22 protein-coding genes are annotated in these 24,042 nt (G+C 67.5%); 18 read left to right on the top strand and 4 right to left on the bottom strand.

Annotation, left to right across the window (positions count from 1 at the left end):
• Positions 1–14: 14 nt before the first annotated feature.
• The gene (gene gpmA, locus R5H29_RS01370) at positions 15–764 is read right to left on the bottom strand and encodes a 2,3-diphosphoglycerate-dependent phosphoglycerate mutase (protein WP_019659181.1); all 750 of its coding nucleotides are present in this window, start codon (positions 762–764) and stop codon (positions 15–17) included.
• Between the two features lie 93 nt (positions 765–857).
• Here gpmA and nfi point away from each other — a divergent pair, with 93 nt between their 5' ends.
• Entirely contained in the window at positions 858–1,532 is a 675-nt protein-coding gene (gene nfi / locus R5H29_RS01365) for a deoxyribonuclease V (RefSeq protein WP_332328616.1), read from the top strand.
• A gap of 222 nt (positions 1,533–1,754) precedes the next feature.
• Here nfi and R5H29_RS01360 read toward each other — a convergent pair whose 3' ends face one another.
• On the bottom strand, positions 1,755–2,744 hold the full coding sequence (locus R5H29_RS01360) for a cation diffusion facilitator family transporter (protein WP_332328615.1): 990 nt from the start codon (positions 2,742–2,744) through the stop codon (positions 1,755–1,757).
• 138 nt (positions 2,745–2,882) lie between these two features.
• On the bottom strand, positions 2,883–5,132 hold the full coding sequence (locus R5H29_RS01355) for a TonB-dependent siderophore receptor (protein WP_332328614.1): 2,250 nt from the start codon (positions 5,130–5,132) through the stop codon (positions 2,883–2,885).
• A 286-nt stretch (positions 5,133–5,418) separates the two neighbouring features.
• Between R5H29_RS01355 and R5H29_RS01350 the strand changes: the two genes are divergently transcribed.
• On the top strand, positions 5,419–6,834 hold the full coding sequence (locus tag R5H29_RS01350; protein WP_332328613.1) for a GGDEF domain-containing protein: 1,416 nt from the start codon (positions 5,419–5,421) through the stop codon (positions 6,832–6,834).
• A gap of 95 nt (positions 6,835–6,929) precedes the next feature.
• Here R5H29_RS01350 and R5H29_RS01345 read toward each other — a convergent pair whose 3' ends face one another.
• Complete coding sequence (locus R5H29_RS01345) at positions 6,930–8,132, bottom strand: MFS transporter (protein WP_407073512.1); 1,203 nt, start codon at positions 8,130–8,132, stop codon at positions 6,930–6,932.
• Between the two features lie 89 nt (positions 8,133–8,221).
• Between R5H29_RS01345 and R5H29_RS01340 the strand changes: the two genes are divergently transcribed.
• The 16 genes from R5H29_RS01340 (at position 8,222) to R5H29_RS01265 (ending at position 23,846) form a co-directional block, all read left to right on the top strand.
• Positions 8,222–8,650, top strand: a complete 429-nt coding sequence (locus R5H29_RS01340; protein ID WP_134730279.1) for a helix-turn-helix domain-containing protein — start codon at positions 8,222–8,224, stop codon at positions 8,648–8,650.
• A gap of 92 nt (positions 8,651–8,742) precedes the next feature.
• Complete coding sequence (locus R5H29_RS01335) at positions 8,743–9,078, top strand: iron transporter (RefSeq protein WP_167692757.1); 336 nt, start codon at positions 8,743–8,745, stop codon at positions 9,076–9,078.
• Entirely contained in the window at positions 9,075–10,664 is a 1,590-nt protein-coding gene (locus R5H29_RS01330; protein WP_180876028.1) for a PepSY domain-containing protein, read from the top strand. The genes R5H29_RS01335 and R5H29_RS01330 overlap by 4 nt, the downstream gene beginning before the upstream one ends.
• The gene (locus R5H29_RS01325) at positions 10,661–10,960 is read left to right on the top strand and encodes a DUF3325 domain-containing protein (protein ID WP_332328611.1); all 300 of its coding nucleotides are present in this window, start codon (positions 10,661–10,663) and stop codon (positions 10,958–10,960) included. Before R5H29_RS01330 ends, R5H29_RS01325 begins: the two co-directional genes overlap by 4 nt.
• A 17-nt stretch (positions 10,961–10,977) precedes the next feature.
• Positions 10,978–13,185 (top strand): TonB-dependent siderophore receptor, encoded by a 2,208-nt coding sequence (locus tag R5H29_RS01320; protein WP_332328610.1) that lies wholly within the window; start codon positions 10,978–10,980, stop codon positions 13,183–13,185.
• A 116-nt stretch (positions 13,186–13,301) separates the two neighbouring features.
• Positions 13,302–14,432 carry a metallophosphoesterase gene (locus R5H29_RS01315; RefSeq protein WP_332328609.1) on the top strand — a complete coding sequence of 377 codons (1,131 nt, stop codon included), beginning with the start codon at positions 13,302–13,304 and terminating at the stop codon, positions 14,430–14,432.
• Between the two features lie 132 nt (positions 14,433–14,564).
• Complete coding sequence (locus tag R5H29_RS01310; protein ID WP_019659189.1) at positions 14,565–15,248, top strand: response regulator; 684 nt, start codon at positions 14,565–14,567, stop codon at positions 15,246–15,248.
• Entirely contained in the window at positions 15,245–16,624 is a 1,380-nt protein-coding gene (locus R5H29_RS01305; protein WP_019659190.1) for a sensor histidine kinase, read from the top strand. Before R5H29_RS01310 ends, R5H29_RS01305 begins: the two co-directional genes overlap by 4 nt.
• A 79-nt stretch (positions 16,625–16,703) precedes the next feature.
• Positions 16,704–17,540, top strand: coding sequence for a carboxylesterase (locus tag R5H29_RS01300; protein WP_288037672.1), 837 nt, complete (start codon positions 16,704–16,706; stop codon positions 17,538–17,540).
• Between the two features lies 1 nt (position 17,541).
• A complete protein-coding gene (locus R5H29_RS01295; RefSeq protein WP_019659192.1) occupies positions 17,542–17,901 on the top strand; it encodes an EamA family transporter in 360 nt (119 codons plus the stop codon).
• On the top strand, positions 17,898–18,296 hold the full coding sequence (locus R5H29_RS01290; protein ID WP_332328608.1) for a DMT family transporter: 399 nt from the start codon (positions 17,898–17,900) through the stop codon (positions 18,294–18,296). Before R5H29_RS01295 ends, R5H29_RS01290 begins: the two co-directional genes overlap by 4 nt.
• A gap of 10 nt (positions 18,297–18,306) precedes the next feature.
• A complete protein-coding gene (locus R5H29_RS01285) occupies positions 18,307–19,515 on the top strand; it encodes a DegT/DnrJ/EryC1/StrS family aminotransferase (protein WP_332328607.1) in 1,209 nt (402 codons plus the stop codon).
• A 168-nt stretch (positions 19,516–19,683) separates the two neighbouring features.
• Entirely contained in the window at positions 19,684–20,400 is a 717-nt protein-coding gene (locus tag R5H29_RS01280) for an MtnX-like HAD-IB family phosphatase (RefSeq protein ID WP_332328606.1), read from the top strand.
• 64 nt (positions 20,401–20,464) lie between these two features.
• Positions 20,465–21,865, top strand: a complete 1,401-nt coding sequence (locus R5H29_RS01275; RefSeq protein WP_332328605.1) for an aminotransferase class III-fold pyridoxal phosphate-dependent enzyme — start codon at positions 20,465–20,467, stop codon at positions 21,863–21,865.
• A 28-nt stretch (positions 21,866–21,893) separates the two neighbouring features.
• Complete coding sequence (locus R5H29_RS01270; RefSeq protein WP_155029169.1) at positions 21,894–22,958, top strand: GNAT family N-acetyltransferase; 1,065 nt, start codon at positions 21,894–21,896, stop codon at positions 22,956–22,958.
• A 3-nt stretch (positions 22,959–22,961) separates the two neighbouring features.
• Entirely contained in the window at positions 22,962–23,846 is an 885-nt protein-coding gene (locus tag R5H29_RS01265; RefSeq protein WP_155029168.1) for a hypothetical protein, read from the top strand.
• Positions 23,847–24,042: the final 196 nt, after the last annotated feature.

Raw genomic sequence — 24,042 nt, 5'->3', positions numbered from 1 at the left:
CGGCCTTCTGCTTCTTATTTCGCCTTGCCCTGGTTGGCCACGGCTTCGGCGGCCTTGCGCGCCGCTTCCGGGTCGCCCAGGTAGCGGAACGACTGCACGGTCAGGTCATCGTTCAGTTCGAACAGCAGCGGGATGCCGGTCGGGATGTTCAGCTCGAGGATTTCCTCGCGCGAGACATTGTTGAGGTACTTGTACAGCGCGCGCAGCGAGTTGCCGTGGGCGGTGACCAGCACGGTCTTGCCGTCCTTCAGCTGCGGGGCGATGGCGTCGTGCCAGTACGGCAGCACGCGATCCAGGGTGGTGGCCAGCGACTCGGTGCCCGGCAGCGCGTTGCGGTCCAGACCGGCGTAACGGCGGTCATGGATCGGGTGGCCCGGATCTTCCAGTTCCATCGGCGGCGGCGGGATGTCGTACGAACGACGCCACACCTTGACCTGCTCCTCGCCGTGCTTGGCCGCGGTCTCGGCCTTGTCCAGGCCCTGCAGGCCGCCGTAGTGGCGCTCATTGAGGCGCCAGGACTTGTTCACCGGCAGCCAGTCCTGCTCCAGCTCGGCCAGCGCACCCTGCAGGGTGTGGATGGCGCGCTTCAGTACGGAGGTATGGGCGACGTCGAACTGCAGGCCTTCCTCGCGCATCAGGCGACCGGCGGCGGCCGCTTCGCGACGCCCCTGCTCGGTCAGGTCAACATCGACCCAACCGGTGAAGCGGTTGTCCAGGTTCCACTGGCTCTGGCCATGGCGCAACAGTACGAGTCTACGGGTCACTGCAGGGTCTCCAACGCGAGGATAGGCAGGCCGCCATTGTAGCCCGGCCGCCGCTCACCGGGCCGTGGCGCCGCCCGTGCGATGCTGTGACCCATGAATACGGTGATCGATCCCGGGCGCTGGGAAGGCAGCGTCGCTGCCGCCCGTGCGCAGCAGCTGCAACTGGCGGGCCGCGCGGAGCGCCAGGACCGCCTGCCACGCAGCGTGCGCTGGCTGGCCGGGATGGATGTCGGCTTCGAAGACAACGGCGCCATCACCCGCGCCGCGGCGGTACTGCTGGATGCAAAGACGCTGCAGCCCGTGGCGCAGGAGATCGCGCGGGTTCCCACACTGATGCCCTATATCCCGGGCCTGCTCAGCTTCCGCGAGCTGCCGGCATTGCTGGCCGCACTGGCACTGCTGCCACGAACGCCGGACCTGGTGTTCGTCGATGGCCACGGCATCAGCCATCCGCGCCGGCTTGGCGTCGCCGCGCATCTTGGCGTGGTCACCGATCTGCCGAGCATCGGCGTGGCGAAATCGAAACTGGTGGGAAGGTTCGTCGAACCGGGCGCCGAAGCTGGTGCGCATACACCGCTGCTGGATGGCGACGAGCAACTGGGCTGGGTGCTGCGCAGCAAGGTGCGCTGCAAGCCGCTGTTCGTGGCCGGTGGCCATCGGGTCAGTGCCGACACCGCGCTGGGCTGGGTGCAGCACACCCTGCGTGGCTATCGGCTTCCGGAGCCAACCCGGCTGGCGGATCGGCTGGCCTCGCGGCGGGACGAATGACCTTCGCTGCTCTGGACGGAGGCAGCCTGCGCGGTCGTGTCGGGACGATTGGGTAGAGTCTACTGTCAGTTGACTATCGCGCGCAGCGCGGGCTTCGTCGCAGCCTCGCGGGAGAGCAGTCGACCAACAGTCGGCTCTACCAAGGCGGATTCGTCCAATCGGTTTTGTCCGACCGTTTTCACCCGGCCGGATTCACCCGATCCGCGTGACGGCATACCCCGTTCAACGATGCACGTGGCCACGATGGCCCTGCGCGTCCTCGCCATGGTCGTGGCCCTCGTGGCCCTCGTGGCCCTCGTGTCCGCCGCCCTTGGCCGGCGCCGGCCCGCCACAGGCTTCGCCACAATGGTCCGCTTCAATCTGCAGTGTCACGTGCTCGATACCGAAGTCATCATGCAGGCGACCGCCCAGCTCGCGGCGCAATGCATCGGCGTCGGTGCCGTCGCGCATCACGATGTGCGCGGTCAGCGCCGGCGTGCTCGAGGCCAGCGCCCACACGTGCAGGTCATGCACATCCAGCACTGCAGCATGGCCGGACAGGCTGTCGCGCACCCTGGCCACATCCATGCCCTTGGGCACGCCTTCCAGCAGCACGTTGATCGCCTCACGCATCAGCACGTAGGTACGCGGCAGCACCCACAGGCCGATCAGCACCGCCAGGATCGGGTCGATCGGTTTCCATCCGGTCCACTTGATCAACAATGCGCCCGCAATCACTGCCACCGAGCCGAGCATGTCGGCCCATACTTCCAGGTAGGCGCCCTTCACGTTGAGGCTCTCGCCACTGCCCGCCTGCAGCAGGCGCATCGAGATCAGGTTGATGACCAGGCCCGCCGCAGCAATCACCAGCATGCCGGAGGAGGCGATCTCCTGCGGCTGGCGGAAACGGCCGACCGCCTCCCACAGGATGTAGGCGGCGACCACGAACAGCATGGCACCGTTGATCATCGCGCCCAACGCTTCCAGCCGTGCATAGCCGTAGGTGCGGCGCGCATCCGGCGGGCGCCGGCTCAGCCGCACCGCGACCAGCGCGATCATCAGCGCCAGCGCATCGGTGGCCATGTGCGCGGCGTCGGACAGCAGCGCCAGGCTGTTGGTCCAGAACGCGCCCACCACTTCGACGACGAGGAAGGTGGTGGTCAGGCCGAGTGCCCACCACAGGGGTTTCTCGTGGCGGATCTGGGATGGCAGGTGGTCGTGGTCGTGGCCCATGGCAACAGCTCCTTTGCGATGCGGTGCAGGCTACGCGGTGCCGGCGGGGGAGACTATTACGATGTTTATAACATTGCAGGCCACACGAGCCCTCCGGGCATGGCCCGGCGAGGGCTGCAGACCGACGACCGCCTGCGGTCAGAAGCCGAAGCGCAGGCTCGCCCAGTATGCGCGGCCCGGCTCGTTGTAGGTCGCCGCCCCGGCATCGCTGCTGTTGGCCTCGCGGAACAAGCGCTTGTCGGCCAGATTGTTCACTCCGAAACCGAAGCTGACCGTCTCGGTCACCTTGTAGCGCGCGCTCACGCCCCAGATGTTGTACGCGCCACGATCCTGCAGCGCGATCGATGCATCACAGCTGCCAGTGCAGCGCGGGTCGTTGTTGATGTTGGTCGTGGCCGGTTCCTGCCTGCCGTAGAAGGTGCCGGTCAGCAACACGGACAGCCTGTCGGTGGCCTGCCAGTCCAGCATGGTGTTGATCGTGTACTTCGGAATCACCGACAGCGGCTGATGCGTGGTCTTGTTCTCGTTTTCCACCATGTAGGTGAAGTTGTTGCTCCACTTCAGGCGGTTGCCCTGCTCGCCCAGCAGCGGAATGACCAGGTTGCCTTCCAGCCCCTGCACGATCGCCTTCGGCGCGTTCTCCCAGCGGAAGATGCGGCCCTTGGTGTCGGCGGTCAGCCCGATCTGGGTGTATCCGGCCTGGATCTTGTCCTTGTAATCGTTGTGGAAGTAGGTCAATGACGCCTGCCAGCCGCTCTGCGGTGCCCACTCGATGCCCAGTTCCTTGTTCAGGCTGGTTTCCGCCTTCAGGTCCGCGTTGCCGCGCATGTAGCAACCAGCGCCCAGGCTCGGCAGCGCATTGGGGCAGCCGTTGCCGCGGGTGTAGTAGAGATAGTCCGGATTCGACTGGTACAGGTTCGGCGCCTTGAACGCGCGGGCAATGCCGCCCTTCACCACCCAGTCGCTGTTGATGCGGAACTGCGCATTGAGGCTGGGGCTGGTGTTGTTGCCGAACTGGCTGTGGTGGTCGAAGCGCAGGCCCGGGGTAACGATCCAGCGCTCGCCCAGGTAGATGTTGTCTTCCACGAACGCCGCCGTGGTCTGCGCGTCGGCCTTGCCACGCGCACGGTCGGCCGACAGCCCCGGGATGCCGCCGCCGCTGCTGCTGGACTGGCTCATCGAATAGGGATCGGTCAAGCGGCTGTCCAGGTACTCGAAGCCGAGCGTCCAGACGTTCTCGGCGCCGCCCAGCGTGGTCGGGAAACTCACTTCGCCATCCAGCTGGTAGTTGCGCAGGCGCGAGGTCGACCAGTCGGTGCCGTTGAAGCTGCCCTCCGGGCCACCGGCCAGGCCTTCATTGATGCGCGAGTTGTTGACCGCCTCGACTGCGGCCGTCACCCGCGAAGTGACATCACCCCAACGGCCGCGGTGGGTGACCGCACCGGTGTTGCGGTACATGCGGTTGGTCTCCGCTTCGCCCTCGGCCAGTGCCGCCAGATCGACGCCGGTCGAGGTACCGGTGGTGCTGACGGCGCGGTCGCCGGCGTAGATGTTGCCCTGGCGGCTGGTGCCGGCTTCGAACTCCACCACCTGGTTGGCGGTCACGTCCCAGCGCAGCAGCGCGTTGACGTCGCGGTTCTTGACGCCCTCGCGGCCAGCTGGCGGCACTGCGTTCGGGTTGGTGGCGTACTGGCGGTTGAGGTCCAGTGAGTCGGCGTCGGTCTTGTTGAGGTTGCCGTACAGGCGGAACGACAGGGTGTCGGTCATCGGCCCACTCAGCTGCAGGCCGACACGCTCGCTGCCACCTTCGGCACTGTGCTCGGGCACCAGGCCATACAGGTCGACCGCACCGGTCAGGTCGCCGGTCGGGCGCTTGGTGATGATGTTGACCACGCCGCCGGACGCACCGGAGCCATAGCGCGCCGCCGCCGGGCCGCGCAGTACTTCGATGCGCTCGATCATTTCCGCTGGCACCCAGTTGGTGTCACCGCGGGTATTGCGCTCACCGCTGCGGCCCATGCGCACGGCATCACGCGCACCGATGCGCTTGCCGTCGACCAGGATCAGGGTGTTCTCCGGGCCCATGCCACGCAGGTCGATCTGGCGGTTGTTGCCGTACTGGCCCGAGGCACTGTTGCCGGTGAGGTTGACGCCCGGCATGGTGCGCAGCAGTTCGGCGATGTCGTTGGCCGGCGGGCGCTTGGCGATGTCCTCGGCGGTGATGGTCGAGGTACCCAACGCCTGGCGGGCAATCTGCGAGGCGGTGACATGCACCGTGTCGATATCGGTGGCGTCGGTTCCGGCCTGGGCGGTCAGGGCGCTGCCCGCCAGCAGGGCGGCAACGGCAAGCGCCAGCGGGCGCGGCGAAAGGACAACGGCAGGAGACATGATCTGGACCTTCTGGCAGGGCAACGGGGCCTCTGGCAAAGGGCTTGAGGCAACGACGAGGGGGAGGCGGAGCGTCGCTGCAGTCGCCTGCGGCCCGATCCGTGCGCGCATTCTCCCATCAATGCGAGTGATTCTCAAATGCGTTCACTCATTGCCGCAGTGGCGCCGATGTGCTTTGCGCACCGTGCAACCCTGCATCGCGCTTAAACTGGCCGGCTTACCCGCCATCAACCGCACGCCGCCACGGCCGATACCCGTGGTTTGTCGTACGCAGTCAGAGATCGACGTGGAAACACCGCAACTGGACGATGCCAGCCAGCCGCTGGCCGAAGCCTGGCAGCACTGCCTGCAACAGGCTGGCCCTGCCGCCACCGCGCTGCTCAAGGCCGCTGCCACCGATGCCCCAGCCGTGCTGGCACAGCGCTTTTACGAAGTGCTGCTGCAGGACGGGCGTGCACGCCGCTTCCTGTCCCACGACCAGGTCAAGCAGCGCCTGCAGCCGGCCATGCAGCGCTGGCTGGTGCAACTGCTGACCACTGATCGCGACAGGATCGACAGTGCCGTGGCCTCGCAACGGGTGATCGGCGATGTGCATGCCCGGGTCGGCATTCCGGTCGACCTGGTCACCCGCGGCGCGCGCGTGCTCAAGCACGAGCTGTTCGTGCGCCTGCGCGACGACGCACCCGACAGTGCCACCGCGTTCGCCGCCATCGACTGCCTCAGCGCGATCATGGACATCGCCATGGAAGGCATGACCCTGGCCTACACCCATGCGCGCGAACGATCCACCCGTGCCGATGCGGCCTACCGGTTGTTCTCGCTGGTGCAGAACGTCAGCACCGAGCGCGAGCGCCAGCGCGCCCTGCTGCTGGACTGGGAAAACGCACTGCTGTACGCACTGGCCGGCCACGTGCAGGCCGGCGAAAGCGCCAGTCTGGCGACCTCGGAATTCGGCCTGTGGTTCACCCACAAGGGCATCCCCAGCTTCGGCGAGAGCAGCGAAACCCAGCAGGTCGGCCAGCTGATGGCCCGCATCGACGGGAACCTGCAACAGGCAAGCAACGATGCCCCGGCGCAGCGGCTGGCGGTGCTGCCGGCCATCCGCGAGGATCTGGCCGCCATCCGCACCCTGATGACCCTGCTGTTCGAGCGCATCGGCGAACTGGATGCCGGCAGCGATGCACTGACCAACCTGCTCAACCGCCGGTTCCTGCCGACCGTGCTGCGCCGGGAAATCGAGCTGGCCACGCGCAACGGCACGCCGTTCTCGCTGCTGCTGCTCGACCTGGATCACTTCAAGGCGATCAACGACGGCCACGGCCACGATGCCGGCGACCGCGCGTTGCAGCACGTGGCCGGCCTGCTCGGCCAACTCACGCGGGGCAGCGACTATCTGTTCCGCTATGGCGGCGAAGAATTCGTGGTGGTGCTGGTGGCCGCCAGCGAGTCACAGGCCTCGGTGATCGCCGAGAGCCTGCGCCGGCAGATCGCACAATCACCGGTAGCACTAGCCAATGGCCAGGTGCTGGAGCTGACCGCCAGCATCGGCGTGGCCGGTCACGATGGTCATCCGGACTACGAACGGTTGATGGCACGTGCCGACGCGGCGATGTACGAGGCCAAGCGCAGCGGCCGCAACCGCGTGGTGGTGGCCAGCGCGGACCTGCAGGAAGCCCCGGGGCGGCGTGCACTGCAGCGATGACGACAGGACAGGTAGAGTCGACCGCTGGTCGACTGTCGCGCGCAGCGCGGGATTTTTCGCACGCGGGGCGAAGAGCAGTCGACTGACAGTCGACTCTACCGACAGTCGACTCTACCGGTTCGCGCGCCAGCCGATGCGTTGAACGCCACCACCCGCCATGCTGCCCACCACAGCAGCGCCAGCAGCGCGATGCCGGCGCCCAACAGGCACACTGCTGGCCAGCCATGCCGGGCCTGCACCCAAGGCCCCGCAGCCGCACCCGCCCCACTGCCAACTGCATAGAACAACATGTACAACGCCACCAGGCGCCCATGCTGTTCTGCCGGTGCACGCAGCAACAATGCCTGGTTCGAGACATGGAGTGCCTGGCCGCCGAGGTCGAGCACGACCACACCCAGCAAAAGCAAGGACAGCGAACGCGGCAGGCCCAGCAGCGGCCACCACGCGACCAGCATCAACAACAGCGCGCCGAGGCTGACCCGATGCGCGAAACCGCGGTCCATCCAGTGCCCGACCCGCGACGCCATCAATGCACCTGCCACCCCGGCCAGGCCGAGCGCACCGATGGCTGCGGTCGACCAGTGCAGCGGCGGTGCCGACAGCGGCAAGGGTGCCGCCGCCCAGAACACATTGAGGCCGGCAAACAGCAGCAATGCCAGCGGCCCGCGCTCGCGCAGCGTTCGATCGCGGCGCAGCATGCCCAGCATCGAGCCGATCAGGTCGCGCCAGCGCGGCGGCACTGCGGGTATCGGCACGGCCGGCAGGCGCCGCCACAGCAGTACGGCCAAGGCCGCCATCAGCGCTGCCGAAAGCAGATAGACCGCTTGCCAGCCGGCAATGGCCGCCACCGTGCCGGACAGCACACGCGCCAGCAGCAGCCCGATGAACACCCCACCCTGCACCACGCCAACCATGCGACCGCGCTGCTCGGGCGGTGCCAGCGTGGCTGTGTAGGCGATCAGTCCTTGGGTCAGCGCGGTGCCCAGCAGTCCGGCCAGCAGCATGGCCGACAGCAGCCAACCGGTCGTGCGTGCCGCTGCCAGCCACAGCAGGGCCGCCACCAGTGCCGCCAGCTGCAGCCGCAGCAGGCGCCGCCGGTCACCGCGATCGGCCAGCGGCAGCAGGCCGAGCAATGCAAGCACGCTGCCGGCCTGGGTTGCCGCCAACACTGCGCCCGCCACGGCACGGTCCAGTGCGAAGGCCTGTGCCAGCCGATCCAGCAGCGGTTGCGCGTAATAGACGTTGGCCACGCTGGCGCCGGCCGCGACCGCGAGCAGGGTCAGCAATGGGCGGGACATCGATGCGCTCATGATGTAGTTGCAATTTGAAACTTGATGCAGGCTATCGCCATTGGTTTTAAACTGCAACCACATTCGGAGGCCCCAGCATGCACGCCAACAGTCCCTGCCCCGTTGCCCGCAGCGCCGACCTGCTCGGTGATCGCTGGGCACTGCTGGTGATTCGCGATGCCTTCGACGGCGTCAGCCGCTTCGGCGACTTCCAGCGCAGCCTCGGCGCGGCGCGCAACATCCTCAGCGATCGCCTGCGCAGGCTGGTCGAGGCCGGCATCCTGCAACTGCAACCGGCCTCCGATGGCTCGGCCTACCAGCAATACGTGCTCACCGCCGCCGGCCAGGAGCTGTTCCCGCTGCTGGTCGCGCTGCGCCAGTGGGGCGAACGCCATCGCTTCGGCGCTGGCGAAGCCCACTCTTCCCTGGTCCAGCGTGACAACGGCTCAACCGTGCCCTACATGCAACCGCTGGACACCCACGGACAGCCACTGCCGGCGCACGCTACCGTGGTGCGCAAGCTGTAAACGGCGCCCCCCCCGAATGGGGGACTCGACAGGGTCACCGGTGTCAAATAGCATTCAATTGCAATTGCACACGGTTCTCATTGACATCGGCGATGGCCGCTCCTACCTCTCCTTCTGCTGCCGGCGCTGCGCCGGCCAAGCGCGTGGCGCGCGGTAACGGTCATGGCCTGCTGTGGGCGCGCGGTCTGCTGGCGCTGCTGGGCGGTTACGCCGTGGCTGCCTGCTGGGCCGCCGCACTGGCGCGTCTGCTGCCGGGCGCCAAGGCCGATGCCACCCTGGTGGCGACCATGGCCGCGTTCGTGGTCTACGCACTGGCCGCCATCTGGGCCTACGCCGCGCGCAGCACCCTGCGTGCCGCTGTGGGCCTGCTGGCCGCGGGCGCCCTCGCTGCACTGATCGCCTGGCTGCTGCGCGGGAACTACGCATGAGCAGCGCCGACAACCTGGGCGGCATCCGCCAATCGCAATCGGTGCTGCACACCTGGTCGGGCCTGGTGGTCGGCTGGGTGCTGTTCCTGATTTTCATTGCCGGTACCGCATCGTACTGGAAGGAAGAACTGACCCGCTGGATGCAGCCGGAAATCGGCCTGCCCGCCGAGGCCACGACCGCCGTCACCCAGGCCCAGCAGTTCCTGGCCCGCACTGCACCGGACGCGCAGCGCTGGAGCATCGAACTGCCCGATTCGCGCAGCAGTGCCACCACCGTCAGTTGGCAGGCGAAGGGCGAAAAGGAACGCCGGCGTGGCCAGCGCAATCCCAACCAAGCCACCCTGGATGCCAACGGCACCCCGGTGCAGGTGCGCGAGACACGCGGTGGCAACTTCTTCTATCGCCTGCATTTCGATCTGCACTACGTACCGGTGTTGTGGGCGCGCTGGTTCATCAGTGCCTGTTCCATGCTGATGCTGGTGGCGATCATCAGCGGGGTCATCACCCACAAGAAGATCTTCACCGACTTCTTCACCTTCCGCCGCGGCAAGGGCCAACGCACCTGGCTGGACGGCCACAACGCGCTGGCGGTGCTGTCGCTGCCGTTCCACCTGATGATCACCTACACCGGCCTGATCACCCTGATGACGCTGTACATGCCGTGGGCGGTGGACGCGAACTACCCCGGTGGACGCGATGCGTTCTTCGCCGACCTGTTCCCGCGCGCGGAAAAGGTCGAACCCAGTGGCGTAGCCGCTGCGCCGCCCGCACTGGCCCAGGTCCTGCGCCGTGCGGAATTGCAGTGGGGCGGTGGCCATGCCGCGTCGCTGCAGATCGACCAGCCAGGCGATGCGTCGATGCGCATTGCCGTGCGCCGCCAGCAGGCCGACCAGATTGCCGGGGCCAACGACACCCTCACCTTCGACGCGCGCGGCGAACTGCTCGATGCTGCCCCGCCGCGCTCGGCCGCCGTGGTCACCCGCGACGGCATGATCGGACTCCACGCGGCACGTTTCGCGCCCACCACGATGCGCTGGCTGTTCTTCCTGTCCGGCGTGGCCGGCACGCTGATGGTCGCCACCGGGCTGGTGTTGTGGACGGTGAAGCGCCGCACCCAGTTGCCCGACCCCGCGCGTCCGCATCTGGGTTTCCGCATCGTGGAACGCCTGAACATCGGCTTCGTCAGCGGCCTGCCGGTCGCCATGCTGGCCTTCCTGTGGGGCAACCGCCTGCTGCCGGTGGAGCTGGCCAACCGCAGCGATGCCGAAGTGAAGGTGTTCTTCTACGCGTGGGCGGCCTGCCTGCTGCACGCGCTATTCCGTCCGGCCCGTCGCGGCTGGGTGGAACAACTGGCATTGGCCGGCGTGTTGGCGCTGGGCCTGCCGCTGTACAACCTGGCGGCCTGGCAGGGGGGCGCGGTCACTGCGCTGGCCAACGGTGATGGCGCCCGGGCCGGCATCGACATCGGCCTGCTGCTGATCGGCGCCAGCCTGTTGTGGGCAGCGCGCAAGGTGCATCGTTTCGTGCCGGCGCAACGCAAGCCACGTGCCGCACGCGCCGCCCCGGCTGCCGAGGCCAGCGCATGAGCGCGCTCGCCCTGCTGCTGGCGACCGTCGGCTTCGTATGTCTGGCGTTGGCGATGGAACGCCACCATCGCGACGTCACCGGTCATGCCCCCGCCGCGCCGCGCCGCCGCCTGCTGCGCCTGCTGGGCGCGGCGGCGCTGGCGGCCAGCCTGGCACCGAGCATCGCGGCTTGGGGCGTTGCCCAGGGCTTCGTGGGCTGGTGTGGCGTGCTCGCCGCAGGCGCCGGGGCCATGGTGCTCTGGCTCAGTCTCCGCAGCCCGGCCAAGCCGGCGCCACGCCCGTCTTCCCGTTCCTGAACTAGAAAGGTCATTGCATGAAGCACACGCACTCTGGCGCCCTGCGCCGGAACGCCCTCGCCTTGTCGCTCGCCTGCGCCGCCGCGCCGGTATTTGCCCAGGACAGTGCGCCGACCACCACCGAACTGGACCGGGTGATGGTGACCCAGCGCACCGAGGGCTACCAGGTCTATGGCACCAACACCGCCACCAAGCTGCCGCTGACCCTGCGCGAGACCCCGCAGTCGCTGACCGTGTTCACCCGCCAGCGCATCGAGGATTTCAACCTCATCACGATCTCCGAGGTGCTGCAGCAGACGCCCGGCGTGACCATCCAGTCGTATGACAGCAACCGCACGCTGTTCAATGCGCGCGGCTTTGCCATCAACAACTTCATGTTCGATGGCATTCCCACCAACTACACCACCGGTGCCGGCGGCAACTCGATCCTCAGCGACACCTCCATCTACGAGCGCATTGAAGTGGTGCGCGGTGCCAGCGGCCTGGTCACCGGCTCGGGTAACCCGTCGGCCACGGTGAACATGGTGCGCAAGCGCCCGACCGAAACCTTCCAGGCCAGCACCAGCCTCAGCGCCGGTTCGTGGGATTACAAGCGTGCCGAAGTGGATGTGTCCGGCCCGCTCAGCAAGAGTGGCCGCGTACGCGGGCGTTTCGTCGGCGCCTACACCGACAAGGAAAGCTGGGTACGTTTCCAGCATGACAAGTCGCCCAGCCTGTACGGGGTGATCGAAGCCGACCTGACCGACAGCACCCGCCTGCGTGCTGGCATCGATTACCTGAAGACCGGTTCCGATGGCGGCGCCTGGAGCGCCTCGCCGCTGTACTTCCGCGATGGCAGCCGCGCGCACATGCCGCGTTCCTACAGCGCCGCAGCGCGCTGGAACGAGTGGAACCGCGAAAGCACCAACTACTTCGCCACCCTGGAACAGCAGTTCGGCGCCGGCTGGAGTGGCCGCCTGGCGTACAACCACCGCGCCACCGATACCGATTCGCTGCTGCTGGCCGGCTCCAACACCGGCAACTGGGCCGACCCGGTCACCGGTCTGGGCCTGCGCATTGCCGATACCTATTCGGTGTCGGAAACCCGCGAGGATGCCTTCGACCTGTACGCGTCCGGTCCGTTCCAGCTGTTCGGCCGTTCGCACGAGCTGGTGGTGGGCATCAACCACTACGACCGTGACCTGGACACCATCCGCGCCGGCATCACCTCGCGCCCGTACAACGTGGCCGCCTTCCCCAGCATCTTCGGCTGGGACGGCAACATCGGCAAGCCGACCACGTACAACTACGGCATTCCGTCCAGCACGGTGAACACCACCGAGACCGGCTACTACGCCGCCGTGCGCCTGAACCCGATCGATCCGCTGAAGATCATCGCCGGCGCGCGCTATTCCGATTACCGCACCACCACCGACAACTACAACACCGACGGCGTTTTCACCAGCCGCAGCGCGCGCACCACCGCCCATGAGCTGACCCCATACGTGGGCGTGCTGTATGATCTGAGCAGCACCATCACCGCCTTTGCCAGCTATTCGGACGTGTTCCAGGCCACCGCGCGGCGCGACATCAACAACCAGCTGCTGGCCCCCACCACCGGTGGCAACTACGAGTACGGCCTGAAGGCCGACTTCTTCGGCGGCTGCCTGTACGCGGCGTTGAACGGCTTCTACATGAAGCAGGACAACGTGGCCGAGCTGGACCCGAACGGTGGCGAGATCAAGCTGCCCGATGGCAGTTCGCCGTACATCGCCAGCCGTGGCATTACCACCCAGGGCGGTGAGTTCGAAGTCTCCGGTTCGATCAACGACCACTGGAGCATGACCGGCGGCTACACCTACAGCTACAGCAGCAACCCCGATGGCAGCCGCTTCGCCAGCACCAGCCCGATGCACCTGGCCCGCGTCAATACCACCTGGACCCATGGCCAGTGGACGCTGGGCGGCGGTGTCAGCGTGCAGAGCGAGATCTACCAGATGCAGCCCATTCCCACCGGCCGCTTCACCGCCAGCGGTGCGCCGGTCACGGCCACCGGTCGGATGAGCCAGGGCGGCTACGTGCTGTTCGATCTGATGGGCCGCTACCGCATCAACGACAACCTGAGCGTGGGCGTGACGGTCACCAACCTGTTTGACAAGGTCTACTACCGAAACGTCGGCTTCTTCAACTCCGGCTATTGGGGCGAACCGCGCCGCGTGCTGTTCAACCTGCGCGCGAAGTTCTGAGCCGACGGCCGCATGCCGGACAGACCGGAACGGCAATGCGGCTGGCGCAGCGACGGCGTAGCATCAAGGGCGGGCCTTCGGGCCTGCCTCTTCATTGCCCGCCAAGGAAACATCCCATGCCGCATCGCGCCCTGTTCCGCCTTGCCCGCCTGCTGCCGCTGGCCCTGCTGGCCTGTGCCGCTGGAGCCACGCAGGCCCGCGAGGTCGCCGCGCCTGCTGACCATGTACAGGCCGATGGCCCGTACGTGTTCCGCGACGGCAAGCAGCTGAAGGCGAAATGGATCTGCGCGGACAAGGTCGAGTCGCGCGCGCTGCCGATCAACGCGGCGGGCACCGATATCCCGCCGCGCTGCGGCTACGAACACACCGTGCATGTCGCCGCACCCAACGCACCGTCGGTCTCCGTGCTGCCGGCGGTACCGCGCATCGTTGCCCTGTCCGATATCCACGGGCAGTACGGCCTGCTGGTGCGCCTGCTGCGCGCCAACAAGGTGATCGATGCGCAGGACCGCTGGGCGCTGGGCAAGGACACACTGGTCATCGCCGGCGACGTGTTCGACCGCGGCCCGCAGGTGACCGAGGCGTTCTGGCTGCTCTACGGCCTGCAGCAGCAGGCGGCCGCCGCCGGTGGCGCCGTGCACTTCGTGCTCGGCAACCACGAAACCATGGTGCTGTACGACGACCTGCGCTACGTCAACCCGAAGTACCTGCGCAGCGCCCAGCTGCTGGGCCGCAGCTACCCGCAGCTGTATGGTGCCGATTCGGTGATCGGGCAGTGGCTGCGCACCCGTCCGGTGCTGCTGAAGATCGGCGATACCCTGTTCCTGCACGGCGGCATCTCGCCCGAGGCGGTGCAGCTGGCGCTGGACCCGGCACGCACCAACGCGGCCTATCAGGCCTCGCTGGGCCTGCCCAAGGCCGAAGTGAAGGCCGACCCGGCCACGGCACCGCTGTATGACGGCAAGACCAGCCCGATCTGGTACCGCGGCTATTTCGATGGCCGCCTCGACACCGCGGGGGTACAGGCCGTGCTCGACCGCCTGCAGCTCACCCGCATCGTGGTCGGCCACACCTCGATGCCGCACGTCAGCAGCTTCCACGGCGACCGCGTGATCGCCATCGACAGCAGCATCAAGAACGGCGAGAACGGCGAACTGCTGTTCATCGAGGATGGCAAGCTCAGCCGTGGCCTGCTGGATGGTTCGCGGGTGCCGCTGGCGCTGGGTGAGCCGGGCCTGCAGGACTGAATGGAGGTACAGCGCGACGGTGCCGGGAGGTGCCGGCGCGCTCCACCTTCACCCGGTTTGCGGCTACCCTTCGGCAGCCGAGAGGCCCAACCCGTCCATCCGGTGGGCCTGACCGTTACAGGAGCCCCGCGCATGCGCGTTCTGATTGCTGAAGACGACCCGGATATCGCCTCCGGCCTGTGCGCCTCGCTGCGCCGGCAGGGGCACGTGGTCGACCACGTCGACAACGGTGCGCACGCCGATGCTGCACTGGGCTCGACGCAGTACGCGCTGCTGGTGCTGGACCTGGGCCTGCCGCAACTGGATGGCCGCGACGTGCTGCAACGCCTGCGCCAGCGCGGCGATGGCCTGGCGGTGCTGGTGGTGACCGCACGTGACGGCCTGGCCGAGCGGGTACGCGTGCTCGACCTCGGCGCCGATGACTACCTGGTCAAGCCGTTCGCACTGGACGAATTCGAAGCGCGCGTGCGAGCACAGCTGCGGCGGGTCACCAGCAATGGTAATCCGGACCTGCGCGTCGGCCGCTTGCGCCTGGACTTGGCCGGGCACCGCGTCTGGATCGACGACCAATCACTTGAACTGACCGCACGCGAGTTCGGCTTGCTGTCGGCGCTGGCCGTTCGCGCCGAGCGCATCGTATCGCGCGCGCAGCTGGTGGAAGCGCTGTGCGACTGGGGCCAGGACCTGACCGACAACGGCCTGGACATCGCCCTGCACCGCCTGCGCCGCAAGCTGCAGCCCGGCGGCATGGGCATCCGCACCGTGCGCGGGCTGGGCTACATGCTGGAAGACGCGCAGGACGACAGCGCCCCGTGATCAGTGGACCGCCCAGCCTGCGCCGGCGCCTGCTTGCCTTCCTGGCGCTGCCGATGCTGGCCCTGCTCACTTTCAATACGATCCTGGCCTACTACGTTGCGCTGGACTACTCCAACCGCATCCACGACCGCAACCTCATCGACGACACGCACTCCTTCGCGCAGATGCTGAGCGGCATGCCGGTGACCAGCGAGCTGTCACCGCAGGCGCGCTTCCTGATCGAGTACGAGCCCGACGGCCATCGCTATTTCAACGTCGACAGCAGCCGCCAGGGGACACTCAGCGGCAATGCGGATTTCAGTGCCTACGCGCCTTCGCAGGAATGCACCGGCGTGGACCCCACCCTGTACGACGGCATTCTCAACGGCCAGCCGGTGCGCATGGCCACCGTCTGCACGCGTGCGATGAACGATCCGCAGGACCAGCTGGCGGTGACGGTGGCCGAAAGCATGGCCGAACGACGCCAGCGCGCGCGCGAGATCCTGATGATCATCATCCCGCTGATGACCATGCTGGCGCTGGGCACCGCCGCGCTGGTCTGGTTCGGGGTGACCCATGGCCTGCGCATCCTGACCCCGCTGAGGACCCGCCTGGCACAGCGCCGCGGCGAACTGGCGCCGATCTCCGACGCCGACGTGCCGGAGGAGATCCAGCCGCTGATCAGCACCATCGACGATCTGTTTGCCCGCCAGGCGGAAATGATCACCCTGCAGAACCGTTTCATCGCCGACGCCGCGCACCAGCTGCGCTCGCCGTTGGCCGGCATGGCCCTGCACGTGGACCAGGCACTGGCGCATGGCGACCCGGACACGGTGCGCGAGGCACTGCAGCACATCCGCCGGCTCAACCAGCGCACCGCGCGGGTCAGCACCCAACTGCTGGCGCTGAGCCGGGCGCAGACCGTGCCCGATACCGTGGAGGCACTGGACCTGTGCGAACGGGTGCCACAGTGGGTCGGCATGCGCGTGCCCGAAGCGATCCGCGACGGCATCGACCTGGGCTACCTCGGCAGTCCCCACCCTCTGCGCGTGCTCGGCAACGGTGCCCAGCTGCAGGAGGCACTGGACAACCTGATCGACAATGCGCTGCGCTATGCCGGCCGCGGTGCGACCGTCACCGTCGGCGTGCACGCGCTGGATGACAATGACGTCGAACTGTACGTGGAGGACAACGGACCCGGCGTACCCGAGGAGCTGATGCCACGATTGGGCGAGCGCTTCTTCCGCGCCCCCGGCACCACCGCCAGCGGCACCGGCCTGGGCCTGGCCATCGCCCACGAGGCGGTGGAGCACTTCGGCGGCCGCCTGAGCTTCCTCAACCGGCCCGGTGGTGGACTGAAGGTCGCCATCTCGCTGCCGCTGCTGAAGGCATCCTGACCCGGCCGGGACGCTGAAAGGCTGGCGAAAATCGCGCTTGCGATCCTGACCCTCCCCACTGCCGTCCCGGAGCCGCCAGGTGACCGAATCGCACGACTTCTTCCTCCCCGGTGGCCGCCAGGGCGTGCTGCTGGTCCATGGCCTGACCGGTACCCCGGCGGAAATGCGCATGCTGGGCAAGGGCCTGAACAACGCCGGCTTCACCGTACACGGCGTGCAGCTGCCCGGCCATTGTGGCACCGTGGATGACCTGCTGGCGACCACCTGGGAACAGTGGTACCAGGGCGTGGAAGATGCGGCGGCAAGCCTGCGCGGCAAGGTCGACCAGCTGTTCGTCGGTGGCCTGTCGATGGGCGCGGTGCTGTCGCTGGCACTTGCTGCCCGACGACCGGACTGGGTGTCCGGCGTCGGCGTGTATGGCGCCACGTTCCGCTACGACGGCTGGAACATACCCGCCGTCGCCCGCCTCTCGTTCCTGCTGCCGTGGTTCAAGCGCTTCAACATCGGCCGCGACCGCATGTTCATGGAAGAACCGCCGTACGGCCTGCGCGACGAGCGCCTGCGTGCGCAGGTCAGCGCCGCCATGCTGTCCGGCGACAGCGCGGCGGCAGGCCTTCCGGGCAATCCCTGGCACGCGCTGGCCGAGATGCGTGCGCTGAGCAACTGGACCCGCCGCCACCTGCACCAGGTCACCGCCCCGTGCCTGGTGATGCACGCCCGCGAAGACGACGTGGCCAGCATGGGCAATGCCGAACTGGTGATGTCGCGGGTCAGTGGCCCGAAGGAACTGGTGGTGCTGGAGGACAGTTACCACATGATCACCATCGACCGCGAACGTCGAGAGGTGATCCGCCGCAGCGCGCGCTTCTTCGCCGGGATCGGCGAACGCAGCGGCGCGCTCAAGGCGGTGGCCTGAGATGGGGGCACTTGCCACGCTGTTGTGGCTGGCCAATGTGGTACTCGATACCGGTGGCCAGCTCGCCTTCAAGGCCGCCGCCAGCGATCCGCAGGAGGGTGAGGGACTGCAACGCTGGAAACACATGCTCAGCCGCCCCTGGCTGTGGATCGGCATCGCCTGCTACGTGTTTGAGTTCGTCGCCTGGATTGCGTTCCTGTCGCTGGTTCCATTGTCCAAGGGCGTGCTGCTTGGCTCGATCAACATCGTCGCGCTGATGATCGCCGGCCGCATCCTGTTCCGCGAAAAGCTCACGCCATTGCGGGTGACCGGCATGCTGCTGGTCACGGCGGGCGTGGCGGTGGTGGGGGCCGGCTCATGAGGCGCCTGTATGTAATCGGCTTCCCGCTGCTGATGGCCTTCGACACACTGGCCCAGCTGTGCTTCAAATACGCCGGCGACGCCGCGCTGCCGGTGGAGGCCAACACGGCGTGGCTGCTGCGCGTGCTGTCGCAGCCGTGGGTGTACGGCGCCATCCTCGGCTACGTGGGGGCGTTCTTCACCTGGATGAGCCTGCTGCGGCATGCGCCGATCGGCCCCGCATTCGCTGCCTCGCACCTGGAAGTGATCAGCGTGCTGCTGCTGTCGGCGTGGCTGTTGAACGAGCCACTGACCCTGCACCACCTGGTCGGTGCGGTCCTGATCGTGGCCGGCATCGTCTGCCTCGGTCGCGCCGAAGCGGACGACCCGCACAGCCCCGACGAAAGCACCTCGTGAGCGGGCTGCGATGAGCCTGTTCGCGCGCGAACTGCCACCGACCGCCGGCCTGCCGATGCAGGCCAGCGACTTCCTTCCCGGTGGTGGTGACCTGCGCGGGATCCTGGCCAACCAGCTGGGCACGCCGCCGCTGCAGCTGACCTGTTCCGGCACGCACGCGCTGCTGATCGCCCTGCGCACCTTGCGCAAGCGCGCGCCCAGGCGCGACACGGTGATCATGCCGGCCTACACCTGCCCGCTGGTGCCGATCGCGGTGCACAGCCTCGGCCTGCGCGTGCAGCTGTGCGATACCCGGCGCGGCCACTTCGACTTCGATCCCGGCCAGCTCGAACGGTTGGCCGATGCGCGTACGTTGGCCATCCTGCCAACCCACCTCGGCGGTCGCATCGCCGATGTCGAACGGGCCTGCGACATCGCCCGCAGCGCCGGCGCCTGGGTCATCGAAGATGCCGCACAGGCGCTGGGCGCACGGGTGGGCAACAGCAGTGTCGGCCTGCGTGGCGATATCGGATTCTTCAGCCTCGCTGCAGGGAAGGGACTGAGCCTGCACGAAGGCGGCCTGCTGGTCAGCCGCGATGATGAACTGCGCGCCGAACTGGCCGAGCATGCCGCCGAACACGTGCGCTTCAACCTGCGCTGGGAGCTGCTTCGCAGTGTGCAGCTGCTTGGTCTTGCCGCCTGCTATCGCCCCTCGCTGCTGTCGCTGGTGTACGGCAATCCGCTGCGCAGCGCACTGCAGCGTGGCGATCTGGAAGACGCGGTCGGTGACATTTTCCCGCTGGACATACCGCAGCACCGGGTCAGTCGATGGCGACAGAACATCGGTGCCCATGCTGCACGGCGGCTGCCGGCGTTCCTGCAGGCCGGGCGCCTGCGCGCACTGCAGCTGCGCGTGCAGCTGGCACAACTGCCGGCGGTGGAGGTGGTCGATGGCCTGGCCGGCACCGGCGGCACCTGGCCGATGCTGATGCTGCTGCTGCCCAGCCAGCGCGCGCGCGATGCCGCGCTGGACGACCTGTGGCCGCGCGGCCTCGGTGCCAGCCGCATGTTCATCCATGCTCTGCCCGACTACGCCTACCTGCGTGGCATCGTGCCGCAGGAGAACGTGCCCAATGCACGTGACTTCGCCACACGCATGCTGACCCTTGGCAACAGCGCCTGGCAGACCCGTGAGGAAACCGCGGAGATCCTTCGGGCGCTGGCCGCTGCGCAGCTCTGAAACCGCGGTTTCCAGGGCATTACGCCCGTTCAGCAAGCGCGATTCCTGAACACTTTCCCCAGCCTGCGGTGCAGGCTTTCAACAGGAAAGGAACACGAAAGGCGGCCTGCCTACATTGAGCCTGCCCCGGCATCGTGCCGGACGTTTCTCTCATCGACGGACCTGCCCATGCACTGGAGCATCCTGTGTGACTTCGACGGCACCATCAGCCTCGAAGATGTCATCGACTCGCTGCTGGAAAAGTACGGCCAGCCGGGCTGGCAGGAACTGGAAGACCAGTGGAAGGCGGGAAAGATCGGCTCGCGTGAATGCATGCAGGGCCAGGTGCGGCTGCTGAAGCTGGACCCGGCCACGCTCGATGCCCATCTGGACCAGGTGCAGATCGATCCGGGCTTCGCGGCCTTCGTCTGCCGCGCCGAACAGCTGGGCCTGCCACTGCGCATCGTCAGCGACGGCCTGGACTACGCGATCCACCGCATCCTTGCCAACCATGGCCTGCCACCGCTGCCGGTGGTGGCCAACCACCTGCGCTGGTGCGAAGACCATTGGGAACTGGAGTCGCCCTACCAGGCCGAAGGGTGCCGCAGCGGGACCTGCAAGTGCACCTGCGCTGCGCAGGCGCGCGCCAACGAAGCCCCCCGCGTGCTGATGATCGGCGACGGCAGCTCGGACTTCTGCGTCTCTGAAGACGCCGACTTCGTGTTCGCCAAGCGCCGTCTGATTACCCATTGCACGAAGGCCGGCATCGCGCATGCCGCCATCGATACCTTCCACGATGCAATCGCACTGTTGCCGCGCCTGCTCGATGGCAGCCTGCTGCAGCCACGTCGCCCCGACGCCAGCCCGCAGCCCGCCGCACTGCCCCTGCTGCTTGCCACCGCCTGAGCACTCCCTTCCAGGCGCGCTCCCCTGTTACCCCTTTCGAACGTCCTTCACGGAACCGAACTGCATGAATATTTTTGACAAGAACGCCGACGCCGCTGCCTCCGATGCGCAGCTGCTGGCCGACGAAGCCCGCTACAGCTCCTTCGGCGACACCGTCCACTACGTCGATCCGCCGAAGATCTTCCAGCGCGGCGAAGGCAGCTACATGTTCGACGGCGCGGGCGTGCCCTACCTCGACCTGCAGATGTGGTACTCGGCGTGCAACTTCGGCTACAGCAACAAGCGCCTGAACGATGCACTGAAGGACCAGATCGACACCCTGCCGCAGGTCGCCAGCCAGTACCTGCACCCGACCCGCGTGCAGCTGGCCAAGACCATTGCCGTGGACATGCACGAGAAGTTCGGCCTCGACGGCCGCGTGCACTTCAACGTCGGCGGCGCGCAGGCCATTGAGGACTCGCTGAAGATCGTGCGCAACGCGCGCGGCGGCAAGAGCCTGATGTTCGCCTTCGAGGGCGGCTACCACGGCCGCACCCTGGGTGCGTCGTCGATCACCTCCAGCTACCGCTACCGCCGCCGCTACGGTCACTTCGGCGAGCGCGCGATGTTCATCCCGTTCCCGTACCCCTTCCGTCGCCCGAAGGGCATGACCCCGGACGAGTACTCCGACCACTGCGTGTGGCAGTTCGAGCGCCTGTTCGAAAGCGAGTACAACGGCGTGTGGGATCCCAAGGTCGGCCAGGCCGAGTACGCCGCGTTCTACGTTGAGCCGATCCAGGGCACCGGCGGCTACGTCATTCCGCCGCGCAACTTCTTCACCGGCCTCAAGCGCGTGCTGGACAAGTACGGCATCCTGATGGTCGTCGATGAAATCCAGATGGGCTTCTGGCGCACCGGCAAGCTGTGGTCGATCGAGCACTTCGGTGTCACCCCGGACGTGCTGGTGTTCGGCAAGGCGCTGACCAACGGCCTGAACCCGCTGTCGGGCCTGTGGGCTCGCGAAGAGCTGATCAACCCGACCGTGTTCCCGCCGGGCTCCACCCATTCCACCTTCAACTCCAACCCGCTGGGCACCCGCCTGGGCCTGGAAGTGCTGAAGTTGGGCAAGGAAATGGACTACGAGCGCACCGTGCCGGAGAAGGGCGCGTACTTCCTCGACGGCCTGCGTGGCCTGCAGAAGCGCCACCCGGAAATCGGCGACGTCGACGGCCTGGGCCTGGCCCTGCGCGCGGAAATCTGCCAGACCGACGGCTACACCCCGAACAAGGAACTGCTGGACCGCATGGTCGACATCGGCCTGGCCGGTGACCTGCTGCACGACGGCAAGCGCATGGGCCTCGTGCTCGACGTGGGTGGCTGGTACAAGAACGTGATCACCTTCGCGCCGTCGCTGGACATCAGCTACGAAGAGATCGGCCTGGCGATCACCCTGCTCGACCAGGCGCTGACCAAGGCCAAGGGCTGAGGTCGATGCGCTGCCGGTTCCCGTGCCGATGGAGATGACGTCACGCGCATCCAGCACCGCGCTGGAACCGGCCGTGCTGCTGGAGGGCTTCCTGGCCCACCCGCCGCTTGGATTCGAGGCAGGCCTGCTCCCCAGCGGCCTGCCGACCTTCCGTGCGCCGCTCGACCTGACCACCACGATGGACGAAGACCTGCGCGGCAAGCTGCTTGGCTTGCCGCTGTCGCGCCTGTGGCGGCCCTGGATCACCTGGAAGACCCGCTTCGTCGGTGCCACCAGCACCGAGTACACCCCGCTGCCGGCACACGTAGCGCCGGAGGCACTGGCCGAGGACGTGACGCGTCACGCGATCGGCGATACCCGGCTGCTGGTGGTGAAGGATCTGGCCATCGATTCACCGTTGCTGGACGACGCGGCCAATGCGCACAGCGCTGCCTTCCTGCAGGCATTGCTGGCGCGCGGCTTCGTTGAACTGGAAGGCATGCCACTGGCCTGGGTGGCGATCGATTTCGATTCGATCGATGGCTATCTCGGCCGCCTGTCGTCCTCGCGCCGCAAGAACATCCGTCGCAAGTTGCGTTCGCGCGATGACCTGCAGATTGACTGCATCGCCACCGGCAACCCGGCCCTGGCCGACCCGCAACTGCAGGCCGAACTGTACGCGCTGTTCCTGGACGTATACGCGCAGAGCGCGGTGCATTTCGACCAGCTCGACCTGCCCTATTTCCAGTACCTGCTGGCCGACAGCCAGGGCCAGGGACGGATGTTCCTGTACCGCCACCAGGGCCGGTTGATCGGCTGGAACCTGTGCTACGTGCATGCCGGCAAGCTGGTGGACAAGTACATCGGCCTGGCCTATCCGCAGTCGCGCGAGCACAACCTGTACGCGGTCAGCTGGATGCACAACCTCGAGTACGCGCTGCGGCACGGCCTGAGCCACTACGTGGCCGGCTGGACCGACTCGCGCATCAAGGCCGAACTGGGTGCGCGCTTCACCTCCACCCGGCACGCGATCCACGCACGCTCCCCGCTGCTGCGTGCCGCCCTTCGCAGGCTGGCCCCGTACCTGCAGGGCGAACCTGATGGAGGCGGTTGAACGATGCCGGTGCGTTCGCCGCTGATCCTGGACCTGGACGGTGGCGTGCTGCCGCTGCCCCGGGCGCAGATCCTGGCCCTGCCGCAGTGGCACGACCCGCTGCGCTTCGCCTGCAGCAATGCCACCCTGGACCGTTTCGCCGCCGAAGTGCTGGCACCGCTGCCCGCGCAGCTCGGCACGGTCATGCTCGGCAGTGGTGACTTCCACCATCTCAGCCTGCCGCTGCTGCGCCGCATGCATGGGCAGGCGCCATTCCAGCTGGTCGTGCTGGACAACCATCCGGACAACATGCGGTTCCCGCTCGGCATGCACTGCGGCTCGTGGGTGAACGCCGCCAGCAAGCTGCCGCAGATCTCGCACATCCATGTGCTCGGCATCACTTCCAGCGATATCGGCCTCGGTCATGCCTGGGAGAACCACTGGCGACCGCTGATGGGTGGACGCCTGACGTACTGGTGCATGGACGTGGACGTGGGCTGGGGCCACCGCCTCGGCATGGGCCGTGCGTTCCGACGCTTCGAGCACCCGGAAGCACTGGTCGCCGCGTTCGCCGCCGAGCAGGCCGCATCCCCACAGCCGACCTACCTGTCGATCGACAAGGATGTGTTCGCCGAGGACGTTGCCCGCAGCAACTGGGACCAGGGCCGCTTCCAGCTGGAACACGCGCTGGTGGTGATCGAAGCACTGCGCGCCGGTGGCCTGGTCGGCAGTGACATCACCGGCGAAGTTTCGCTGGCCAACTACCAGAGCCGCTTCAAGCGCTGGCTGTCGTCGCTGGATGGCCAGCCCGACATCCGTGTCGATGACCTGCCCGCGTGGCAGGCGCGGCACCAACAGGTGAACCGCGAGCTGCTGGCGGCTATGGCTTCGGTGCCAACCGCCTGCTGACCGCGTCCGGTCGTGGGGGGCGCGGGGCGGCGACCCCCGCGTTGCCCCGGGGCCGCGGCGGCCCGCGCGCCCCCCCCCCCGCCGGGGCCCCCCCCCCCGGGGCGGGGCCCCCCCCCCCCCCCCACGACCGGACGCGGTCAGCAGGCGGTTGGCACCGAAGCCATAGCCGCCAGCAGCTCGCGGTTCACCTGTTGGT

It is taken from the genome of Stenotrophomonas sp. A3_2, from assembly GCF_036624925.1.
Classification (GTDB): domain Bacteria; phylum Pseudomonadota; class Gammaproteobacteria; order Xanthomonadales; family Xanthomonadaceae; genus Stenotrophomonas; species Stenotrophomonas hibiscicola.
Note: the sequence above shows the minus strand (reverse complement) of the source record. Positions and strands in the feature narration are given on the sequence as shown.

Coding starts and splice junctions, on each gene's coding strand:
- R5H29_RS01330 (WP_180876028.1), top strand. CDS start 9,075: ATGAGCAGCGCCGACAACCTGGGCGGCATCCGCCAATCGCAATCGGTG.
- R5H29_RS01320 (WP_332328610.1), top strand. CDS start 10,978: ATGAAGCACACGCACTCTGGCGCCCTGCGCCGGAACGCCCTCGCCTTG.
- R5H29_RS01275 (WP_332328605.1), top strand. CDS start 20,465: ATGAATATTTTTGACAAGAACGCCGACGCCGCTGCCTCCGATGCGCAG.
- R5H29_RS01270 (WP_155029169.1), top strand. CDS start 21,894: ATGGAGATGACGTCACGCGCATCCAGCACCGCGCTGGAACCGGCCGTG.
- R5H29_RS01290 (WP_332328608.1), top strand. CDS start 17,898: ATGAGGCGCCTGTATGTAATCGGCTTCCCGCTGCTGATGGCCTTCGAC.
- R5H29_RS01340 (WP_134730279.1), top strand. CDS start 8,222: ATGCACGCCAACAGTCCCTGCCCCGTTGCCCGCAGCGCCGACCTGCTC.
- R5H29_RS01280 (WP_332328606.1), top strand. CDS start 19,684: ATGCACTGGAGCATCCTGTGTGACTTCGACGGCACCATCAGCCTCGAA.
- R5H29_RS01345 (WP_407073512.1), bottom strand. CDS start 8,132: ATGTCCCGCCCATTGCTGACCCTGCTCGCGGTCGCGGCCGGCGCCAGC.
- R5H29_RS01295 (WP_019659192.1), top strand. CDS start 17,542: ATGGGGGCACTTGCCACGCTGTTGTGGCTGGCCAATGTGGTACTCGAT.
- R5H29_RS01360 (WP_332328615.1), bottom strand. CDS start 2,744: ATGGGCCACGACCACGACCACCTGCCATCCCAGATCCGCCACGAGAAA.
- R5H29_RS01335 (WP_167692757.1), top strand. CDS start 8,743: ATGGCCGCTCCTACCTCTCCTTCTGCTGCCGGCGCTGCGCCGGCCAAG.
- R5H29_RS01310 (WP_019659189.1), top strand. CDS start 14,565: ATGCGCGTTCTGATTGCTGAAGACGACCCGGATATCGCCTCCGGCCTG.
- nfi (WP_332328616.1), top strand. CDS start 858: ATGAATACGGTGATCGATCCCGGGCGCTGGGAAGGCAGCGTCGCTGCC.
- R5H29_RS01325 (WP_332328611.1), top strand. CDS start 10,661: ATGAGCGCGCTCGCCCTGCTGCTGGCGACCGTCGGCTTCGTATGTCTG.
- R5H29_RS01315 (WP_332328609.1), top strand. CDS start 13,302: ATGCCGCATCGCGCCCTGTTCCGCCTTGCCCGCCTGCTGCCGCTGGCC.
- R5H29_RS01355 (WP_332328614.1), bottom strand. CDS start 5,132: ATGTCTCCTGCCGTTGTCCTTTCGCCGCGCCCGCTGGCGCTTGCCGTT.
- R5H29_RS01265 (WP_155029168.1), top strand. CDS start 22,962: ATGCCGGTGCGTTCGCCGCTGATCCTGGACCTGGACGGTGGCGTGCTG.
- R5H29_RS01285 (WP_332328607.1), top strand. CDS start 18,307: ATGAGCCTGTTCGCGCGCGAACTGCCACCGACCGCCGGCCTGCCGATG.